Consider the following 18,914-nt stretch of genomic DNA (forward strand, 5'->3'; position numbering starts at 1 on the left):
CGCCACCGCACCAACGCCAACCCCAAAGCCGCCACCAGACCATCGGCAACACCACCACGGAACAACGACGGCACCGACGTCAGCAACGCCTCGGTCTGCCGTGAATCCAGGGTCAGTTCGATGCGCTCCACGGTGGAGGTGACATCCACCGCAGGGTCGAACGGACGCTGTGCGAGCAGCGGGTCGGGCCCCTCGAGAATCTGCTCCCAGAGCCCCAGTTCGTCGCGATGCGACGGTGCCGCCTCGACGAGGCCGTGTGCCCAGCGCCGCAACGACGTCCCGATCTCGGCGAGCTGTACATCCTGCCCGGAGACGACCTGCCCCCACGCAAGACCGAGGTCCGGCAACAGGATTCGCCACGACACACCGTCCATCACCAGGTGATGTGCGACGATCAGCAACACACCCGGCCGGATGTCGCCGGTGAAGTCGAACCACACGAACTGCAGCACCGCCCCCGATGCCGGGTCGAGACGCCCGAGCGCGGAATCGAGTTCGCGCGAAGCAATCTCGGTAAGATCGTCGTCGGAGATCTCGGCCGCGACCTCGACCCTGGTGATCAGGGATGCAGCGTCGACAGTGCCCGCCGCGCGAATGCGCAGTGTTGTCTCCTCCCCACGGTGTTCGAGGATCGACCGCAGCGCATCGTGGTGCTCCACCACGGCACCGATGGTCCGCTCGAGCACCTCCGCGGTGATGTCCTGCGGAAGGTTGACTGCGATGGTCTGCGAGAACCGGTCGAAACCACCCGGCCAGCCCAGCACCTCACGCATGATCGGCGTCAACGGAACATCACCGACACCGCCACCCGGAAGTTCGGCCAGCTTCTGCGGCGCACCTGCATCGACACGTGAGGCGACCTCCGCCAGGCCTGCCACCGAACGCCGCTCGAACACATCCCGCGGCGTGAACACCACACCACGAGCCTTCGCCCTCGACACCAACTGAATCGACACGATCGAATCACCACCGAGCGCGAAGAACGACTCGTCCACACTCACCTTCTCCAAGTGCAGAACCTCCGCGAACACCTCCGCAATGATCTCCTCGACCTCACTACCGGCCGCACGATACTCACGCTCCTCGAGCACCGGCTCCGGCAACGCATCACGATCCAACTTGCCCACCGGCGTCAACGGCACCTCATCGAGCACCACGATCGCCGACGGCACCATATGCGGCGGCAACGACCGAGCCACGAACTCCGTCAACCCCGCCACATCCACAGTCCGGCCCTTCACCGGCAACACATACGACACCAACACCGTCGCACCCGACGCTGTGGAACGACCGAGAGTGGTTGCCCAGTTGACGGTGTCGTGCGCAGAGAGCACCGCGTCGATCTCGCCGAGTTCGATACGGAAACCGCGCACCTTCACCTGGAAATCGCTGCGCCCCACGAACTCGAGCTCGAGCCGACCTTCGACGGCACGCCACCTCACCACGTCGCCCGTCCGGTACATGCGATCGCCGGCTTCGCCATACGGGTCGGGAACGAACCGCTCGGCAGTGAGGATGTTACGTCGGTGGTAACCGCGTGCAAGGGCTCGACCGGCCACGTACAGCTCGCCGGCCATACCGGCCGCCACCGGGCGCAGGCGTGAATCGAGCACCAGAGTGGTCATGCCGACGATGGGCTCACCGATCGTGATCGGCCGCTCCGGCACCATCTGCCCGAAGGTCGACACGATCGTGGCCTCGGTGGGCCCGTACGCGTTGACGTAGGTCGTGCGCTTCGACCACTCCGACAACAGTTCCGGCGTGGTGACGTCGCCGCCGACCGACAGCACTTCGAAGCTGTCGACGCCGTCGGACTCCATCGTCCCGAGCACCGCCGGGGTGATGATCGTGTGCGTGACCCGTTCGGTGCGCAGCAACTCCGCGAGATCGGGGCCACCGATGATCGTCGACGGCACGATGACCAACGTGGCACCGAACGAGAAGGCTGCCATCCACTCGAGCACCGACGGGTCGAAGCTGGGCGAGCAGATCTGCAGGAACCGCGACTCGGAGGTCACGCCGTACAGGTCGGTGACCATGTCCTTCAGGCCGGCGAGACCCGAGTGGGTGACGACGACGCCCTTGGGCTGTCCCGTCGAACCCGAGGTGTAGATCAGGTATGCGGGCTGGTGCACGTGAGTGGGGCGTACGCGATCCGTGTCGCTGATCGGTGTGGACGCACGAACGGTGACCTCCGCGATGAAGTCGGGGTCGTCAACGAGGAGCCATTCCGCGTCGTCGGGCAGACCTGTGGCGTGCTGCGACGAGGTGATACCCAGTGCTGCACCGGAATCCGACAGCATGTACCGCACTCGCTCGGCGGGGTACGTGGGGTCCACCGGCACATGTGCGGCGCCGGTCTTCGCGACGGCCATGACGGTGACCGCCATGTCGTACGAACGCGGGAAGGAGACGGCGACGAAGTCCTCGGCTCCGATTCCCCGATCGATGAGCACCCGGGCGAGCTTCGACGACGCCTCGTCGATCTCGCGGTAGGTGATCGACCGCCCCTCGTAACGCACTGCGGTGGCGTCGGGGTCCATCGTCACACCGATGGTGAGGAAATCCGCGAGGGTCTTCGGCTCGGTCAGGACGTCGTGCCCGCGCATGCGGGTGAGCTGCGCGAACTCCTCGTCGCCGAGCAGCGGCAGATCGCCGACCGGGGTCGTGGTCCCGGAGACGATGCCGTTCACGAGTCGCGTGAACCGTTCTGCGAACCGCTCGACCGTGGTGTGGTCGAACAATGCGCTCGCATACGAGAACTCCGCGGAGAGTCCGTCCGGATCACCGGCGGCGTCGACGTGTTCGCGCAAGGTCAGTCCGAGATCGAACTTCGCGATGTCGAGCTCGAACGGAACGCCCGACACTCTCAGTCCGGGCAGTTCGAGGGCGGTTTCCGGCATGTTCTCGAACGACAGCACCACCTGGAACAGCGGGTGCCGCGCGGTGGACCGCTCGGGGTTGAGCACCTCGACGAGACGCTCGAACGGAATATCGGCGTGTGCGAACGCTTCGAGGTCCGCCCCGCGCACCCGCGCGAGCAGGTCCTCGAAGCCGTCACCGGCATCGACACGGCTGCGCAACACCAGGGTGTTGACGAACATGCCGATCAGATCGTCGAGTTCCGACTCGCCACGACCCGCGATCGGCGTGCCTATCGTGATGTCGTCGGAGTCGGACATGCGCGCGAGGAACACTGCCAACGCCGTGTGCAGAACCATGAACATGGTCGTGCCGGTCCGGCGGGCAAGCGCCGCGAGCTCACGATGCGTGGACGCGTCGAGTGCGAACTCGACCTTGCCGCCGGTGAACGACTGCACCGACGGCCGCGGACGATCCATCGGCAGGTTGAGCTCGTCGGGGACACCCGCGAGTGTGCGCTTCCAGAATTCGGCCTGCGCGGAAAGCACGCTCTGTGGATCGTCCTCGGATCCGAGGACTGCGCGCTGCCACAGTGCGAAGTCCGCGTACTGCACGGGCAGGGGGGCCCAACCCGGAGCCGAATCGGCGGCACGGGAGACGTAGGCGGTCATGACGTCCCGCGTGAGCGGTGCCATCGACCAGCCGTCGGCACTGATGTGGTGCGCGACGAACACCAACACATGATCCGTAGCAATTTCCCCGCCACGTCGTTCGCCCTCGAACTCCCCGTCGCTTCGCTCGCCCCTGCTGTCCGACAGAGTGAACAGTGCTACTCGCAAGGGGATCTCAGAGGTGACGTCGAACCCGGCCGAGACCACCTCTCCGACACGTGCGAGGAGGTCGTCCTCGGTGACGACTTCGGCGACGACCTCGAGTGCGGCGTCGGCCACGGGAACGATCTGCTGGAAGGGATGACCGTCGATCTCGGGGTAGATCGTGCGCAGCACCTCGTGCCGGGCCAGCACGTCCCGCACTGCGGCCTGCAGCGCACCCGCATCGAGTTCGCCCGTCAAACGCACAGCGACCGGAATGTTGTTGACCGACGAGTCGGTGTCGAAGCGGTTGAGGAACCACATGCGCTGCTGCGCGAGCGACAGCGGCACCCTGTCCGGGCGCGGCTGCGGTACGAGTGGTGCCCTCGACTCGGTGTCCGCATGCTGCTCGGCAGCGACAGCAAGTGCACCCACATTGGGGGCGTCGAACACGATCCGGACCGGCACGCGGGTGCCCAGCGCTGCACCGATGCGTGAGACCACCTGCGTTGCGAGAAGCGAGTTGCCACCGAGTTCGAAGAAGTCATCATCGACTCCGACCCGAGACACGCCGAGCACATCCGCGAATACACCCGCGACGATCTCCTCGACCGGCGTACGCGGCGCCCGAAACTCACGAACCTCGAATACCGGCTCCGGCAACGCCTTACGGTCCAACTTACCGTTCACATTCAACGGCAACCCGTCGAGCATCATGAACGCGGCAGGCACCATGTACGACGGGAGGCGGGAACTCAGCGCGGTCTTCAGCTCGGCCGTATCGAGTTCCACGCCCGACTTCGGCACCACATACGCCACCAATTGCGAACCGGTGCGCTCGTCCTCACGTGCGATCACCGCAACCTCGCGGATTTCGTCGTGCTCCCGCAACGCCGACTCGATCTCACCGAGCTCGATACGGAAGCCACGAACCTTGACCTGGAAATCGGTCCGCGACAGGTAATCCAGCTCCCCCTGCGCCGTCCACTTCACGAGGTCACCGGTGCGGTACAGCCTCTCACCCGACCCGAAGGGCGAGGCGACGAAACGCTCCGCGGTCAGATCCACCCGATCGTGATAGCCCCGCGCCAACTGCGCGCCCGCCAGATACAACTCACCCGGCACACCCACCGGCACCGGGTTCAGCCGCTCGTCGAGAACGAACGCCCGGGTGTTCCACTCGGGCACACCGATCGACACCGATGTTCCGGAGGGCTCGACGACCTCACCCGCGGTCACCGACACCGCAGCCTCGGTCGGGCCATACAGATTCACCAACCGCGCGGTGTTGCGCTCGACGAAACGCTCCGCCGTCGCCACGGGCAACGCCTCACCGATGGCGAGGATGCGGCGCAGAGACCTGGCCAACCGGCCTTCACCGTCGGTCATCAGCGCATCGAGCATCGACGGCACCACATGCAACGTCGTCACACCATGCTCGGCGATCAGCGCATTCAGATATGCCGGATCACGATGCCCGTCCGGCGATGCGATCACCACGCGACCGCCGGAGACCAGTGCCGACCAGAACTCCCATACCGACAGGTCGAATGTCGCGACCGTCTTGAGCAGCACCGCGTCGTCGGCACCGAGACCGAAATAATCTCGCTTCCACAGCATCTGGTTCACGATCGCCGAGTGCGGCACCGCCACACCCTTCGGCCGGCCGGTCGAACCCGACGTGAAGATCACATACGCGGTGTTCGACGACCGCAACGGTGCACGCCTATCGGCATCCGTCACCGGCTCTGCCGAGAACCCGGACAGATCCGCAGAATCCACCAGGACGGTGGAGACAGAGTTCTCCCCAGGTATGACGAACTCGTCGCGCTCGGTCGTCAGCACCACCGCGGGCGCGGCCGCCTCGACGATGAACGCGTTGCGCTCGTCCGGCTGATCCGGATCCACCGGCACATACACACCGCCGGCCTTGGCGACGGCATACATACCCACGAGCAGTTCGACCGAGCGACGCATGGCGAGGACCACCGTCGACTCGGGCGTGACACCCATCGAGATCAGTTTCCGGGCGAGCCGGTTGGCGCGAGCGTCGAACTCGCCGTATGTCACCGAGCCGCCGTCGAACACCAACGCGACGGCATCCGAGTTGCGTCGCACCTGCTCGTCGAACAGATCGACGAGCGTGACCGCACCGTCGACTTCGTGCGCGGTGTCGTTCCACGCTTCGAGTACCCGGGCCTTCTCGACCGGGTCGAGCAGCGGCACATCCCCGACCGGCATCGCCGCGTCGGTGACCACTGCGTCGAGAACCCGGGTGAGGCGCCCGGTGAACCCTGCCACCGTCGACTCGTCGAACAGATCGGTCGCATAGGTGAAGAAACCGGTGATACCGGCGGCTCGACCGTCGGCGTCGTATCGATCGGTGACGATCAGGTGCAGATCGAACTGCGAGATCGCCATGTCTGCGTCGATTCCCGAGATCGTGAGCCCGGGCAGTTCGAGCGACGACTGGGCGAGGTTCTGGAACGACAGACCCACCTGGAACAGCGGGTGCCGCGCGGTCGACCGAGCCGGGTTGAGGACCTCGACGAGACGCTCGAACGGCACGTCTGCGTTCGCGAACGCGCCGAGATCCGTCTCGCGGGTCTCCTCGAGGAGCTCGGTGAAGCTCGCCCGGCCATCCACATGGGTGCGGAAGACCAGGGTATTGGCGAACATACCGATCAGGTCGTCGAGTTCACGCTCGGCACGACCCGCGATCGGCGTACCGATCGCGATATCGTCGCTCGCCGACATCCGTGCGAGGAAGACCGCAAATGCGGTGTGCAGCACCATGAACAGCGTCGTGTTGGTCTGCCGGCCGAGATCGGTCAGTCGCTGATGCAGGTCGGCGTCGACAGTGAAGTCCACCCTGGCACCGCGGAACGACTGCACTGCGGGGCGCGGGCGATCGGTCGGAAGATCCAGCTGATCCGGTAGCCCCGCGAGGGCCTGTTTCCAGTAGCCGACCTGCTTGGACGCGATCGAGTCGGGATCGTTCTCCGAGCCGAGCACCGTTCGCTGCCAGACGGCGTAGTCCGCGTACTGCACCCCGAGCGCCTCCCACGTGGGGACACCGCCCTCGGAGCGCGCCACATACGCCTGCATCAGGTCGCGGGTCAATGGGCCCATCGACGAGCCGTCCGCGGAGATGTGGTGGACGACGAACGCCAGCACGTAGTCCGTTTCTCCGACCTGGAAGAGTTTCGCAGCGAGCGGTACCTCATCGGTGACGTCGAACGTGGTGGCTCCCACAGCGGTCACAGCGTCGATGATCTCGTGCTCGGCCACCCTCACCGGGTGCAGATCCGGGGTGACCTCGGTGGCCGGGACGATCACCTGAATCGGACCGTCCGTGGATTCCGGATAGTAGGTGCGCAGCGATTCGTGGCGCGTGACAACGTCGGCTACTGCGGCCTGCAGCGCATCCACGTCGAGATCGCCGCTGAGCCGGATCGCCATCGGCACGTTGTAGGCGGCGGTGTCGGTGTCGAAGCGGTTGAGGAACCACATGCGTTGCTGAGCGGGCGAGAGCGGGACCCGGTCTGGCCGGTGACCGGCTTCGAGCGGCACGCGGATCTCTGCATCCTGCGACTCGACCGCCGCGGCAAGCGCCTCGACCGTCGGTGATTCGAACAGGGCGCGCACCCGGACCTTCGTGCCGAGCGCGAAGCTCAACCGCGATGCCACCTGGGTCGCGAGCAGCGAATTGCCGCCGAGCTCGAAGAAGTCGTCATCAAGACCCACCCGGTCGATACCGAGTACCTCGGCGAACACCGCCGCCACCGACTCCTCCACCGGCGACACCGGCGCACGGAACTCACGAGCCTCGAACACCGGCTCCGGCAACGCCTTCCGATCCAACTTCCCGTTCACATTCAACGGCAACGCCTCGAGCACCACAAACGCCGACGGCACCATGTACGACGGCAACGCCGCCGCCAATTCGGACTTCACAGCCACCACATCGAACCCGGCACCCGACTCCGGCACCACATACGCCACCAAGTGCGCACCCGTGCGCTCGTCTTCACGAGCAACCACCGCCACGTCACGGACACCGTCCACACCGCGCAACGCCGACTCGATCTCACCGAGCTCGATCCGGAAACCACGCACCTTCACCTGGAAGTCCGTACGCCCCAGATAATCCAACGCACCCTCAGCAATGAACCGAACAAGGTCACCCGTGCGATACAGCCGCTCCCCCACAGCAAACGGCGACGCCACGAAACGATCCGCGGTCAGATCCACCCGGCCGTGATAACCCCGCGCCAACTGCAGACCCGCCAGATACAACTCACCCGCGACACCCACCGGCACCGGATGCAACCGGTCATCGAGCACATAGACCCGGGTATTCCACTCGGGCACACCGATCGACACCGACGTACCCGACGGATCCACCACCTCACCGGCGGTCACCGACACCGCAGCCTCGGTCGGGCCGTACAAGTTCACCAACCGCGCGTCGTTGGACGCCACGAACCGCTGTGCCGTCGACGGCGGCAACGCCTCACCGATCGCCAACACCCGACGCAAAGACCGAGGCAACACACCCGACGACTCCACCAGCAGCGCCTCGAGCATCGACGGCACCACATGCAACGTCGTCACACCCTGCTCAGCGATCAACGCATTCAGATACGCCGGATCACGATGTCCGTCCGGCGATGCGATCACCACACGACCACCGGAGACCAATGCCGACCAGAACTCCCACACCGACAGGTCGAACGTCGCCGCAGTCTTGAGCAACACCGCATCATCCGCGTCGAGACCGAAATGATCCCGCTTCCACAGCATCTGGTTCACGATCGCCGAGTGCGGCACCGCCACACCCTTCGGCCGGCCCGTCGAACCCGACGTGAAAATCACATACGCCGTGTTCGACGACCGCAGCGGCACGCCACGATCCACGTCGCCCACGGGCTCCGCCGAGAACTCGGACAGATTGACGACATCGATCTCGACGGTGGAAACAGACCTGTCCCCCGTCGCCACAAACCCGTCCCGGGTCGTCGTCAACACCGCAACCGGCGCGGCCGTGTCGAGAATGTACGCGTTGCGCTCATCCGGTTGAGCGGGGTCCACCGGCACATACGCACCGCCGGCCTTTGCCACGGCGTACATGCCCACCAGCAGTTCCACCGACCTGCGCATCGCCAGCACGACCGTCGTCTCCGGCGTTACACCGAGCCCGATGAGGTGCCGGGCCAAACGGTTGACGCGGGCATCGAACTCGCCGTAGGTGAGCAACCCACCGTCGAACACCACCGCGGTCGCGTCCGGGTAGAGGCGGACCTGCTCATCGAACAGATCCACCAGCGTCGCCGAGTCGGTGACTTCGCGTGCGGTGTCGTTCCAGGTCGCGAGCGTCCGCGTCTTCTCGGCCGGCTCCAGCAGCTCGATATCGCCCACCGGGATCGTCGGATCCTCGACAACCGCTTCGAGGACTCGCACGAAGCGGTGCGCGAAGCCGTCGACCGTGGACTCGTCGAACAGATCCGTTGCGTAGGTGAAGGTGGCGTCGATCCGATCCGGCGCGCCGTCGTCGTCGTAGTGATCGAAGACGGTGAGCTGCAGATCGGTCTTGGCGAGCTGGAGTTCGAAGTCGGTGGAACTGACCGTCAATCCGGGCAGTTCGAGCTCCGTGCGTGCCAGGTTCTGGAAAGACAGGCCCACCTGGAACAGCGGGTTGCGCGCGGTCGAACGGACCGGATTGAGCACCTCGACGAGACGCTCGAACGGCACATCTGCGTTGGCGAATGCACCGAGATCCGTCTCGCGGGTCTGCTCGAGGAGCTCGGCGAAACTCGTGCTGCCGTCGACCCGGGTACGGAACACCAGTGTGTTGACGAACATGCCGATCAGGTCGTCGAGCTCACGCTCGCCGCGGCCCGCAATGGGCGTACCGATCGCGATGTCGTCGGTTCCCGACAACCGCGCCAGCAAGGTCGCGAATGCGGCGTTGACCACCATGAACAGGGTGGCGTTCTTCGAACGCGCGAGCCCCTGCAGCCGGCTGTGGAGTTCGGGGGCGAGAGTGAACTGCAGGGATTCACCGCGGAAACTCTGACTAGGCGGACGCGGACGATCCGACGGCAGATCGAGTTGATCGGGCAGGCCGTCCAGCGCACGCTTCCAGTGGTCGACCTGCTTCGCGGCGAGCGACTCGGGGTCGTCCTCCGAACCGAGAATCTCTCGCTGCCACAGCGCGTAGTCCGCGTACTGCACGGGCAGGGGCTCCCACCCGGGGGCCTCGCCCTGCGAACGTGCCGCGTAGGCACGCATGAGGTCGCGGGTCAGTGGACCGACCGATGCTCCGTCGGCCGACACGTGGTGGACCACGAGCGCGAGAATGTGCTCGTCCTCGCGCACCCGGAAGATGCGCACCGAAACCGGAACTTGTTGCGTCACATCGAATGTGGTGGACATGAATGCGACGATCGCGGGTTCGAGCTCATCGTCGGCCACGTCCTGGATCGCGAGATCCGGCTCCACCTGATCCATCGGGATCACGACCTGGTGTGGTCCGTCCGGCGAATCCGGGTACATCGTGCGCAACGATTCGTGGCGCGCAATCACATCGAGGGCTGCAGCATGCAAGGCCGCGGCATCCAGTTCGCCGAGGAGGCGCACCGCGATCGGGATGTTGTCGACTGCGGACGACGCGGTGTCGAACTGGTTGAGGAACCAGTAGCGCTGCTGAGCCAGGGACAGCGGGATCTGTGCAGGTCGCTCGGTTGCCACCAGCGGACGCCGGGGTCCGGCCGCATCGCCGTGTTCCAGACGAGCCGCAAGACATTCGACGGTCGACGCCTCGAACAACATGCGCAGCGGCACCGTCGAGTCGAGTGCCGCACCGATCCGTGACACGACCTGTGTCGCGATGAGCGAGTTACCGCCCAGCGCGAAGAAGTCGTCCTCGACGCCGACGCGATCGAGACCGAGGACCTCGGCGAACACGCTTGCGACGACCTCTTCGATCGCCGTCGTGGGCGCCCTGAACTGCTTGACCTCGAACACCGGATCCGGGAGGGCCTTGCGGTCGAGTTTGCCGGACGCGCCGAGAGGCAGCGCGTCGAGCACGATATACGTCGCGGGCACCATATATGTGGGCAGGACGGAAGACAGTTCCCTGCTGACCGCAGCTTCGTCGAAGGTCCGCCCCGATGCAGGGACGGCGTACGCGACGAGCTGATCCTGACGGACCAGCACGACCGCCTGATCCACATCGTCCCGTTCGAGTAGCGCCGACTCGATCTCACCGAGTTCGATGCGCAGACCGCGCAGCTTGACCTGGAAATCTGTGCGCCCGATGTACTCGAGCTCGCCGGCGGCGCTCCACTTGACGAGGTCGCCCGTGCGGTACAGCCGCACGCCCGGCCCGAAGGGCGATGCAACGAACCGCTCGGCAGTGAGATCCGGCCGACGGACGTAACCTCGGGCCAACTGGACGCCCGACAGATACAGCTCACCCGCAACACCCAGCGGAACCGGTCGCAGCCGGCCGTCGAGGACGAACACCTTCGTGTTCCAGACGGGAGCGCCGATCGGCACCGCGACGGTGTCCGCGTCGGTCACCTCGTGGTAGGTCACATCGACGGCGGCCTCGGTCGGGCCGTAGAGGTTGTGGATCCTCACGGTGGGCAGGGTCGCGCGGACCCGGGCGGCGAGTGTCGCCGGAAGAGCCTCACCGGACGCGAAGATGTACCGCAGCTGCGACAGCTCCGACACCGCCGGTTCGGTCGCGAACACCGCCAGCATCGATGGAACGAAATGCGCCACCGACACCGACTTCTCACGCATCGTCGACGCCAGGTATCTCGGATCGCGATGACCATCGGGTACTGCGATGAGCAGGCGTGCGCCGACCTGCAAGGGCCAGAAGAACTCCCACACCGACACGTCGAACGTGAAGGGGGTCTTCTGGAACACGACGTCGGCGGGCGTGAGGTCGTATTCGTCCTGCATCCAGCGCAGGCGGTTCACGATGGCTTCGTGGGTGACGGCGACGCCCTTCGGCCGGCCGGTCGACCCGGAAGTGAAGATCACGTACGCGGTATCGGATGCACGTAGCGACGCGCTGCGTTCCGCATCCGCGACAGGTGCGGATGCGACCTCGGAGAGGTCGACCGTGTCGATCGAGACGACGGAGACGGAGTCCGCCTCGCCCGGGACCTCGAAACCGTCACGCTCGGTGGACAACACCACGACGGGCGCTGCGGTCTCGAGGATGTAGGCATTGCGGTCGGCAGGCTGATCGGGGTCGAGTGGCACATACGCGCCACCTGCCTCGACAACCGCGTACATACCGACCAGAAGATCGATCGATCGCCGGATCGCCAGACCCACATGGGATTCCGGTCCCACACCGAGTCCGATCAGGTGACGCGCGAGACGATGGACGCGGTCGGCGAACTGCGCGTAGGTCAGCGTCTCGCCCTCGAAATCGAGAGCCGTGGCATCCGGAGTGTGGAGCACCTGGGCCTCGAACAGGTCGACCAGGGTCGATGAGGCGTCCGACGGCCGGTCCGTGTCGTTCCACTCCTCGACCATCCGGGTGCGCTCGTCCACGTCGAGCAGGCCGACGTCACCGACCGCTACGGACGAATCGGTGACCACGGCGTCGAGGACCCGCACGAAGCGGTCGGCGACACCGGCGATGGTGGACTCGTCGAACAGGTCGGTCGCATAGGTCAGGCCCACCGAGTACGCCGCCGAACCTTTCGACGCTCCGGATTCAGCATCCTGGGACTCGGTGACGACGAACTGAAGGTCGAATTTTGCTGTGGTGGTGTCGATATCGATACCCGACACCGCAAGCTCCGGAAGTTCGACGCTATCGGCCTCGATATTCTGGAACGAGAGCATCACCTGGAACAACGGATGCCGCGCCGTCGAACGCTCCGGATTCAGCACCTCCACGAGACGCTCGAACGGCACATCCGCGTGCCCGAACGCATCCAGATCGCTACCGCGAACCCTGGACAGCACCTCGTCGAACGACTCACCACCGTCGAGGCGGGTCCGCAACACCAACGTGTTGACGAACATGCCCACCACATCGTCGAGTGCGGCCTCACCACGCCCCGCGACCGGAGTACCGATCGCGACATCGTCGGTACCGGCCAACCGTGCCAGTAACACTGACAACGCGGCGTGCACGACCATGAACGGTGTCGCGGAGCGTTCGCGCGCGAGTCGCAGGATTCCGTCGTGGATCCGTGAGCCCACGATGAACTCGTACTGGGCACCGCCATTGCTGGTGACGCCAGGACGCGGCCGGTCCGTAGGCAGATCCAGTTGCTCCGGGATACCCGCGAGCGTCTCACGCCAGAACGCCACCTGCGACGAGATCACCGAATCGGGATCGTCCTCCGAACCCAGCACGTCGCGCTGCCACAACGCGTAATCCGCGTACTGCACCGGCAGGGGCCCCCAGGCCGGTTCACCGCCGGCAGCGCGCACCGAGTAGGCCGTGACGACGTCGCGCGTGAGCGGTCCCATCGAGAAACCATCCGCGGAGATGTGGTGTACCACCAGGACCAGAACGTGCTCGAACGGTGAGAGTGCGAACAGTCGGGCGCGAATCGGAACCATCGTCGACACGTCGAACCCGGCCCAGATCAACGACTGCACATGCGTCATCAGTTCGGACTCCGGGACCGTCACCGGCGACAGATCGGGCACGACCTCCGACACCGGCAACACCCGCTGATAGCCGACACCGTCGACATCCGGATACACCGTCCGCAACGACTCATGCCGACCCAGCACATCCGACACCGCAGCCTGCAACGCCGCCACATCCAACGACCCCGACAACCGGATCGCCACCGGAATGTTGTTCACCGCAGAATCCGGCTCGAACCGGTTCAGGAACCACATCCGCTGCTGCGCCAACGACAACGGCACCCGCTCCGGACGCACCTGCGCCACCAGCGGAGCACGCCCATCACCACCGGACCGTTCCACGCGGGCCGCGAGGTCTTCGACACCGGGTGCTTCGAACAATGTGCGAACCGGAACGGTGATCCCCAGTGCTGCGCCGAGGCGGGCCACCACCTGAGTGGCGATCAGCGAGTTACCGCCGAGCGCGAAGAAGTCGTCGTCGAGGCCCACGCGGTCGAGGTCGAGCACATCCCCGAAGACACCTGCGACGATCTCTTCGATCGGTGTGGTGGGGGCGCGGAAACGGCGGGTTTCGAAGACGGGCTCGGGCAGCGCCTTGCGGTCGATCTTGCCGGAGCTGCCGAGCGGCATGGCGTCCAGCACCACGAAGGTCGTGGGGACCATGTACGCGGGCAATACCGCGGACATGACCTCCTGTGCCGCACCCCTGTCGAACGTGTTCCCCTGCGCGGGTACGACATACGCGACCAGCTGCTCGTTCCGCACCTCGGCCGCCGCGTGGGTCGCGGGGGTGTGTTCGAGGAGCGCCGATTCGACTTCGCCGAGCTCGACACGCAGACCGCGCAGTTTGACCTGGAAGTCGCTACGGCCCAGGTATTCGAGTTCGCCGGCGGAGGTCCACCGAACGCGATCGCCCGTCCGGTAGAGGCGCGCGCCCCCGTCGAACGGTGAGGCCACGAAGCGCTCGGCCGTCAATTCCGGCCGGCCGAAGTATCCGCGTGCAACCTGGATGCCCGACAGGTACAGCTCCCCCACCACGCCCGCCGGAACGGGTGTGAGGCGGTCGTCGAGGACGTAGGCGACGGTGTTCCACACCGGCGAGCCCATGGGCACGGATCCTGCGGTGAGGTCGCCCACCGGCCGCGCCGTGGCGTGCACGGTGGCCTCGGTCGGCCCGTACAGATTGTGGAGTTCCGCATCGCTGACGCGCGCGAACTGCTCGGCTACCGAGACCGGGAAAGCTTCACCGGCCACGAGAACGACGCGGAGGGAGGCACATTCCTCCGCGGAGACAGCGCCGGCGAACACAGCGAGCATCGACGGCACGAACGATGTCGTCGTCACTGCCCGGTCTCGGATGATCTGCCCGAGGTAGGCGGGGTCGCGGTGACCGTCGGGAGTAGCGATGACGAGGCGGGCGCCGACTGCCGGCGCACCGAACAGTTCCCACACCGACACGTCGAACGTGAACGGCGTCTTCTGCAGCACGACATCGGCGGGCCCGAGGTCGTATTCGGAGGTCAGCCACAGCACCTGGTTGACCGCGGAGGCGTGCGAGACTGCTACACCCTTCGGCCGACCCGTCGACCCCGACGTGAACAACACATACGCAGCATTCGACGACCGCAACGGCGACACACGATCCGCATCCGCCACCGCAACATCGGAGAACCCCGACACATCCAACGTATCCAACTCGACCACCGGCACCGACACACCCGCGACATCGAACCCATCACGAGCAGTCGTCAACACGACCACCGGAGCAGCAACATCGAGAATGTACCCATTACGATCAGCCGGCTGATCCGGATCCAACGGCACATACGCACCACCGGCCCGGACAATCGCATACATACCGACCAACAGATCCAACGACCGACGCACCGCCAGACCCACCGTCGACTCCGGCCCCACACCCACCGAAACCAAATAACGCGCAACCCGATTCACACGAGAATCGAACTCCGCAAACGTCAACGACCGACCCTCGAACTCGAGCGCCACCGCATCCGGTGTCCGACGCACCTGCGCCTCGAACAAATCCACCAACGTCAACGACGACTCGACCGCACGCCCAGTGTCGTTCCACCGCTCCAACACCAGAGCGCGCTCATCACCATCGAGCAGATCGATATCACCGACCCGCACAGCCGGGTCCGCCACGACAGCCTCGAGCACACGCACGAGTCGGTCGGAGAATGCCGTGATGGTGGACGCGTCGAACAGATCGGTCGCGTAGGTCAGGTCGACGAGGTAGCCGTCGGCGGCATCGTCCGACACGGTGACCTGCAGGTCGAACTTGGCCACCGCGGCATCGGTGTCGAGCGCAGACACGGTCAGGTCCGGGAGTTCGAGCGAGTCGATGTCGAGGTTCTGGAACGCGAGCATCACCTGGAACAGCGGATGCCGCGCGGTCGAACGCTCGGGATCGATCACCTCCACGAGACGCTCGAAGGGCACATCCGCGTGCCCGAACGCCGCCAGGTCGCTACGGCGAACCTGTGAGAGCACCTCGTCGAAGGACTCACCGCCATCGATCTGTGTCCGCAACACCAGGGTGTTGACGAACATGCCGATGACGTCGTCGAGTGCGGCCTCACCGCGGCCTGCCACCGGAGTACCGATCGTGACATCGTCGGTGGCGGCCAACCGTGCGAGAAGCACCGACAACGCGGCGTGCACGACCATGAATTCGGTGGTACCGGTACGACGCGCCAGGTCGGCGATGTTCGCACGAAGGTCAGTACCGATTGTGAACTGCTGCGCCGCACCGCGATACGACTCCACCAATGGGCGGGGACGGTCCGACGGTAGATCCAGCTGCTCCGGGACACCCGCGAGCGTCTCACGCCAGAACGCCACCTGCGACGAGACCACCGAGTCCGGATCGTCCTCCGAACCCAGCACCTCCCGCTGCCACAACGCGTAATCCGCGTACTGCACCGGCAGCGGCTCCCACGCGAGCGCACTGCCCGCGGCGCGGGCCGCGTAAGCCGTGACGACGTCGCGCGTGAGCGGTCCCATCGAGAAACCATCGGCCGCAATGTGATGCAGGACCAGGGCCAGGACGTGCTCGGTGTCGGACAACTCGAAGAGCTGCACACGGACCGGTACGGAAGAGGTGACGTCGAATCCCGCTGACACGAGATCGGTGATCTTCTCGACGACTCCCGACGGGTCGACGGCCACCGGCGACAGATCGGGCACGACCTCCGACACCGGCAACACCCGCTGATAGCCGACACCGTCGACATCCGGATACACCGTCCGCAACGACTCGTGCCGACCCAGCACATCCGACACCGCAGCCTGCAACGCCGCCACATCCAACGACCCCGACAACCGGATCGCCACCGGAATGTTGTTCACCGCAGAATCCGGCTCGAACCGGTTCAGGAACCACATCCGCTGCTGCGCCAACGACAACGGCACCCGCTCCGGACGCACCTGCGCCACCAGCGGAGCACGCCCGTCACCACCGGCAGCGATGGCAGTGTCGATGAGGGACGACAGTTCGGCCGCGGTGGGTGCGTCGAAGAATTCGCGGACGTCGATGCGGACCTTGTGGTCGGCGTTGATGCGTGCCACCACGCGGGTCGCGCTCAGCGAGTTACCACCGAGCTCGAAGAAATCGTCGTCGACACCGAACTTCTCGACACCGAGCACCTGCTCGAAGGCCGCGATGACGGCGTGTTCCGTCGGCGTGCTCGGTGCGCGGTACTCGCGTGCGAGAGAGCTGAAGTCCGGCTCGGGCAGGGCCTTGCGATCGAGCTTTCCGCTTGCGCCGAGCGGGAATTCGTCCATCTCGACGAACAAGGACGGCACCATGTAGTCGGGCAGCCGGCGGCGCACTGCGTCGGCAAGCTCGGTCCGTTCGATGTGCCGGCCGTCGGTGACGAGGTAGGCGACCAGGTGATCACCGAGCCCGGGATCGGAATGCACGACCACGACGGACTGCCTCACACCCGGATGATCGAGCAGGGCGGATTCGATCTCGCCGAGTTCGATGCGCAGACCGCGCAGCTTGACCTGGAAATCGGTACGGCCGATGTACACGAGGCGACCGGCGTCGTCGAGTTCGACGAGGTCGCCGGTGCGGTACATCCGGTCGCCGGGTTCACCGAAGGGATCAGCGACGAATCGGTCGGACGTGAGGTCGGGGCGACGGAGATAGCCGCGCGCGAGCTGCACACCGGCGAGGTACAGCTCTCCCTCGACACCCGCGGGGACGGGTCGAAGACCTTCGTCGAGTACGTACAGCCCGGTGTCGGCCACCGCCTCACCGATCGGGACCACGGTGTCGTCGGCGGCGGTCGCGAAGTAGGTGACGTCGACCGCGGCCTCGGTCGGACCGTAGAGGTTGTGCAGGCCGGCGGAGCTGATCTCGTAGAAACGGGCGACCGTCTGCGGAGGCAATGCTTCACCGGACGCGAAGACGTGTCGCAGGGTGCTCACCGATGCGGCGGTGGGCTCGGCGAGGTAGACCGCGAGCATCGACGGCACGAAGTGCGCGATGGTCACTGCCCGGTCGATCATCGTCCGGGCGAGGTAGGCAGGGTCGCGATGCCCGTCAGGGAGCGCAATGGACAGGGTGGCCCCCACCTGCAGTGGCCAGAAGAACTCCCACACCGACACGTCGAACGTGAACGGTGTCTTCTGCAGCACGACGTCGTCGGCGCGCATCGCGTATTCGGACTGGCGCCACGCGATGTTCGCGGTGATCGCGCGGTGCTCGACCGCGACACCCTTGGGGCGGCCGGTCGAACCCGAGGTGAAGATGACGTAGGCGAGGTGATCGGCGGTCAGTGCACCCGTCCGCTCGTCCTCACCGATCGGATCGTCGGCGTATCCCGACACATCGAGGGTGTCGATCGCGACGACCGGCACGGTTCCGGGCAGGTCGACGGCATCGCGCGCGGTGGTGACGACCGCGACCGGTCCGGCCGTCTCGAGCACGTAGGCGCTGCGGTCGGCGGGGTGGTCCGGATCGAGGGGGACGTACGCACCGCCGGCCTTGACGATGGCGTACATACCGATGAGCAGATCGAAGGACCGACGGATCGAGAGGCCGACCCGAGTGTCCGGTCCGACGCCGAGCCCGATGAGGTGTCGTGCGAGGCGGTTGGCACGGGCGTCGAACTCGCGGTAGGTGAGGTTCTCGCCCTCGAATTCGAGTGCAGTGGCATCAGGGGTGGCCGCGACCTGCGCGTCGAAGCGCGCGACGAGCGTGTTCGGGTCCGCTGTCACGGGCGCGACCGCGTCGTCGCCGAGGACCTCGGACGCGTCGGCGAGCAAGGTGTCGACGACAGCCGGGAGACCGCCGCCGCCGAGGAGTCCGGGAGCGACGTTGGACAGGACCACGGGAAGGAGCGCGTCGAATCCGAGCACCCCACCCATTGCTGCATCGAGCGTGGTGATCTCCTGCTGCAGCCCGGCGTAGGTGAGGTGAATGTCACCATCGGAGAGAGCGATGCGGTCGGGGTCGACGTCCACAACTGCGGCGAGCAACCGAGGAAGATCCTCGATCGTCAGCGCCGGCTTGCCCGCCATACCACCCGTCATCTACGTCATCCTCCTGAAATTGCTTACGCCCGGAGT

1 protein-coding gene is annotated in these 18,914 nt (G+C 65.8%); it reads right to left on the bottom strand.

Annotated features, from left to right (window positions below; translation table 11 throughout):
* Positions 1 to 18,878: non-ribosomal peptide synthase/polyketide synthase (locus tag EV641_RS09645; protein WP_132471665.1), on the bottom strand; the 18,878-nt coding region annotated here is incomplete at its 3' end.
* Positions 18,879 to 18,914 lie beyond the last annotated feature (36 nt).

Source organism: Rhodococcus sp. SMB37 (assembly GCF_004345605.1).
Classification (GTDB): domain Bacteria; phylum Actinomycetota; class Actinomycetes; order Mycobacteriales; family Mycobacteriaceae; genus Rhodococcus.